9 protein-coding genes are annotated in these 4563 nt (G+C 31.8%); all 9 read left to right on the forward strand.

What is annotated here, in order from left to right; translation table 11 throughout:
• Nucleotides 1–121: 121 nt before the first annotated feature.
• Nucleotides 122–388 (forward strand): hypothetical protein, encoded by a 267-nt coding sequence (locus CVP05_RS12075; RefSeq protein ID WP_100289816.1) that lies wholly within the window; start codon nt 122–124, stop codon nt 386–388.
• Nucleotides 389–419: 31 nt separating this feature from the next.
• Complete coding sequence (locus tag CVP05_RS12080) at nt 420–632, forward strand: hypothetical protein (RefSeq protein ID WP_165773162.1); 213 nt, start codon at nt 420–422, stop codon at nt 630–632.
• 37 nt (nt 633–669) lie between these two features.
• On the forward strand, nt 670–903 hold the full coding sequence (locus CVP05_RS12085) for a hypothetical protein (RefSeq protein WP_100289818.1): 234 nt from the start codon (nt 670–672) through the stop codon (nt 901–903).
• Nucleotides 904–1745: 842 nt separating this feature from the next.
• Nucleotides 1746–2195: a type VI secretion system tip protein VgrG gene (vgrG, locus tag CVP05_RS12095; RefSeq protein ID WP_100289820.1), complete on the forward strand. Its 450-nt coding sequence runs from the start codon at nt 1746–1748 to the stop codon at nt 2193–2195.
• Between the two features lie 163 nt (nt 2196–2358).
• The gene (locus CVP05_RS12100; protein ID WP_100289821.1) at nt 2359–2715 is read left to right on the forward strand and encodes a hypothetical protein; all 357 of its coding nucleotides are present in this window, start codon (nt 2359–2361) and stop codon (nt 2713–2715) included.
• Nucleotides 2716–2892: 177 nt separating this feature from the next.
• Nucleotides 2893–3309 carry a hypothetical protein gene (locus tag CVP05_RS12105; protein ID WP_100289822.1) on the forward strand — a complete coding sequence of 139 codons (417 nt, stop codon included), beginning with the start codon at nt 2893–2895 and terminating at the stop codon, nt 3307–3309.
• Between the two features lie 153 nt (nt 3310–3462).
• Entirely contained in the window at nt 3463–3822 is a 360-nt protein-coding gene (locus CVP05_RS12110; protein WP_100289823.1) for a hypothetical protein, read from the forward strand.
• Nucleotides 3819–4247: a hypothetical protein gene (locus tag CVP05_RS12115; protein ID WP_100289824.1), complete on the forward strand. Its 429-nt coding sequence runs from the start codon at nt 3819–3821 to the stop codon at nt 4245–4247. The genes CVP05_RS12110 and CVP05_RS12115 overlap by 4 nt, the downstream gene beginning before the upstream one ends.
• On the forward strand, nt 4244–4563 hold a 320-nt coding region (locus tag CVP05_RS12120), incomplete at its 3' end, for a hypothetical protein (RefSeq protein WP_133118723.1). The genes CVP05_RS12115 and CVP05_RS12120, both read left to right, overlap by 4 nt.

A 4563-nucleotide genomic window follows, 5' to 3' on the forward strand; every position in this document is an offset into this window, starting at 1 on the left:
AAAATGCACAATATCCAAATAAGTGGAACCGCTTAATTATTGAAAGATTAGACTAATATAAGTGAACGAAAATATATTTATTAGCTGACATTCTTAAGCGTTGTATTTAAAAAGAAAATTAGTGAAGAAGCATATCATCAAATCAAAGCGCGTGCTGAAAAAAAACAGAGCAGAGATTATATCCGGTAGTAAATATTATAATGTAATTTTTAATAATACTTGTGCGGAAGAAGTGAGAAATGATATGATGGGCGATTCAATTCCCGATTTACCTTATGGAGCAAGTCGAGCGGTATCAGAATTAATTTATGCAATTAACCCCTATGCATTTTATGAGCAAATGAAACAGTATGCCGCCAAAATATCATTGACGCAGAGCTTTGAATAGAAAAATCCAGGTGAAATGGATTAGAGGGTACTTGGCAGTTGTTTTTAAAGGATATAACCCTCCTTTTGGCTTTAACCATGCTGGATTAGCACATGTTAAACTACAAGGGGTAACTGGGGGGATTCATATTAATAAAGAGATTCATAGAACAATGGCATATGTAGCTGAGGCATATAATCCAAGTAAAGTAACATCTGGTATAATGGCAAAGACAGGATTAATTCTTGATGTGATAACCGATTAATAATACGTTGGGTGAACGCTCTCTTAATGAAGCAGATATGGATGATCTTGTTGAATTATTGGTAAGAGCAGGAATAAGTATCACTGCATCATGGATTACTTTAGGTACGATAGATCTTATACTAACGAGCATGATTAGTTCATTAATTTTGTTTGCTGGTGTTCATACTGCTGTAGTTATTGGAGTAGGTACAGTAGTGGTTGTTGTAACTGCTGCAGTAATTAGTAGTTTATCCACTTGGATAAAAGATGAAATTTTTGAGAAAGAATAATGGAAAATAGAATTATTTTTAGTAAGACAAAAGATAGTAATCCGTATCATATGTTTTCTATGTTATTAGTATGCATATTATTTCAATGTATTTACATTTTGTTATCTGATATTCCGGTGACTATAGGAACAAAAATAGAAATAATTGTTTTTTTCTCTCTATTACAAATATTTGTTTTTCTTGCTAGAAGAATCATACATAATAGATTAAATAAAAATGGTAATATAAAACTGCTGTTGTATCTCCAATCTACTTGTTTTTTTATGGGGTCAACTGTTGTACTATTAGCGTATCCATTCTTTGTCACTATCGCATTGAATTTTGAACTGTATGATAGAGTGTTTTATTTTTTTCTATTAGAACTTTCCCTAGTTTTTATTATAGCAGTTTTATATACATGTAAAATGGATCCCAAAAGGATTTTAGAGGATAGTCTAATTTATTATAAAAATAGCAAGGGTAGTAAATTTAATATAATATATTTTGTACCCGACACAGCCCCTAAAGGAATATCTCCAATAATTTATACTTATTATATATCGTTATTATATTTTTGTTTCATGGCAGCTATTAACAGAAATAATAATGACCAAGAAACTTACTATCTTCTATTGTCTGTGTTATCCTTATGTTCAATTCTTTTATATTCAGAGTTATGCTATTTGCTAATTATAATAAAAAGTTTTTTTCAAAAAAATAATTCTGAATGATATTAAGACCATAAATATATAAAATTTATAACCGAAGTCATATGTCGAGGCGAACAAGCTCAAGCTTTAGAGGAAGAAGCGCAACATACAAGCCAATCCACGGGCACTTATTTAACCACCTAATTTAAAGTAATACCGAAAAACCAAAACTACCGGGCCAATGTGCCGCAAAAGCCACAAATTTATGCACAGACGGCCACTGTCACTGGTCCGGCAGGAGAAGAAATCTACACCGATAACTACGGACGCGTCAAAGTGCAATTTCACTGGGACAGAGCGGGGAAACAAGATGACCACAGCAGCTGCTGGATACGCGTAGCCCACCCTTGGGCGGGCATGTTAGCGCTGCCGCTTATTGGTCAAGAAGTGGTGGTGGATTTTCTAGATGGCGACCCAGACCAACCGGTTATCACCCATCGGGTCTACAATGCCCTACAAATTCCCCCGGGCAACCTCCCGCATACCATGACCAAATGCATATCCGTTCAAAGACCTACAAAGGCAACGGCTACAACAGCATCATGTTTGACGATGCCACCAATGATGAACTGTTTCATCAACACGCAGAGCGGGATATGGTAAGGTCTAATGATAGTTGGAGTAATATAGCAAAAGAGCTGAATTTAACATCTAATAAATAATACTATTGCAATTTCATAATCAGATACCTTTAGATAATGATAATAACGAGCCTCCACCAGTGGGTTATGAATTAATGTATTTTCCAGGATAAAAAAGACAGTTTTTGAATGGTGCAAGTGATAAAGTCTATGCAAGAAGCTATCGAACTGAAAGACCAGAAATAATAATCACTAAAGAATTCCCAGATATTGTGTTTGATCGGTTTTACACCCCACTCGTAAAATTAATCTTATCAAAAGAATCGAAAGGATCATATAATACAGGGTGGCAATTTAATCCTAAAACTAAAAAAATATCCGATGGGTCTCTTCAAACTTTTTATGATGGAAATAAAATGAATAAGGCACATTATTCAGCAAGAAAAACTATTGAGACATTACAACAAACAAAAAGAATGATTGATGATGTAGGTGGATATGAAGTGGTTAGGTTAAAAACATTATTGAAATTGCAAGGGTGATACTGTGTATATTAAATTATTTATTTTTTTATTTACCTTCTTAAGTTTTAATACGGTTGCATATCAGTGCATTGATGAAAATGAGTATAATGATATAAAAAATTCAATAAAATTTTATAACACAGATAATGTAGAAAGTATTTTATTCTGTGATAAAAAAACTCCAGATTAGATCAATTGGCGTGTCAAGATTATAAAATAGTTGATGCTTTTAAATTACTGAATATATCTAGCATTTATGCCGAATATAATGCAACAGGGAACGAAGTTATAGATAACATTGAATATATAAGAAAATATAGATTATGGCTAAGTAAAATTATTGATAATAAATCTAATAATATCGCACTGGAGGAAATATGTTATAACATAAAATCTGATACTGTAAAATTTTTAGGTAATTACTCTCCCTACAAAGAAGTTTTTTTAATAAAAAAAGGTATTAACCAGAAAACATTTTTCCTTCAAAAGAATAATAACGGTTTTATCCTTCAAGGAGAAAAGGAGTTTTTTTACTTAGGTAAATCTTGCGATGTTTTAGATAAAAAAATGAAAAAGGGACTTGGAGGAATAATAAAGAATTATATACTTTAAATATGAATAATAAAATATATTACTTTAGAGATAGTTATAACCATATAAAAATAAATTGTCCATAAGTTTGGATTTGTTTACTCTATAAGCAAAAAATTGAATAAATCTTTAAGCCATTACATAGTTAAAAGCATACTCAAAAAAGAAAGTAAAATGAAAAAAATAACTTTTTTAATTATATTTTTATCAAGTAATACATCTATGTCAATGAATTTTGATGGATATTACAAATTGAGTGATTGTGATTCAGGTCGATTTTCTATTGTTATTAAAAAAATTAATGAACGTAGCTATTTTAATATATTTGATAAAAAAATAATAATAAAAAAAGGTTGGGTTAAATTCGAAAAAAACCTTATAAGAGAATCGAGAGTGATTAAATTAGGGAATATTGAGGGGGAGTTACATAATAAGAATATTGTTATTCAAAATTATGGAAATAGTATGAATGAATATATACATTTTACACAATGTGATAATAAATATTTAAATTTTATAAAGCAAGAAAATTGAACTCAGATTACCGGATTCCGGAAAAAACTTTTCTATTTAAAAAGAAAATTAGTGAAGAAGCATATCATCAAATCAAAGCACAGGCTGAAAAAAACAGAACAGAGATTATATCCGGTAGTAAATATTATAATGTAATTTTTAATAATACTTGTGCGGAAGAAGTGAGAAATGATGTGATAGGCGATGCAATTCCTGATTTACCCTATGGACGAAGCCGGGCAGTATTAACAGCGGTAGAGGCCATTAACCCTTATGCATTTTATGACCAAATGAAACAGTATGCTGCCAAAACAAGGTATATTGGGGAGTTTGTTGTGGATAAGGGCGATGAAGAAACAACAGAGGATTTTTGGCGAAAATTTATGGATGATATTCGTGCTGGAGAAAATCCTCGCGATGTGCTTTTGCCAGAGGAGAAAGAATGATGAAAATGCTTAAGTTTTTAGGAATCAATATACTGTCCCTATTTTTCAGTACACTATCTTTTGCAGACGTCTCTAAAGCTGAGGATGTTCAATCTGGCTACATAGATATTTATAGCATGACCGCCAAACAAGCCTACCAATTTACCCGCCAAGATGTGGAGGTGGTTAAAAAATTAATTTATAGCTCCTTAGCGATTTTAGAACAAAAATCAACCATTTATCGTGAACTGGCTAAATTAGGCAAGTCTTTTGAGGGGGGAGAAAATGTGCCGAAAAAATGGTCTGAACCAATAACAAGCGGTGGTATCAGAACGAG

Origin of the sequence: Conservatibacter flavescens, from assembly GCF_002795425.1 — a bacterium.
Lineage (GTDB): Bacteria > Pseudomonadota > Gammaproteobacteria > Enterobacterales > Pasteurellaceae > Conservatibacter > Conservatibacter flavescens.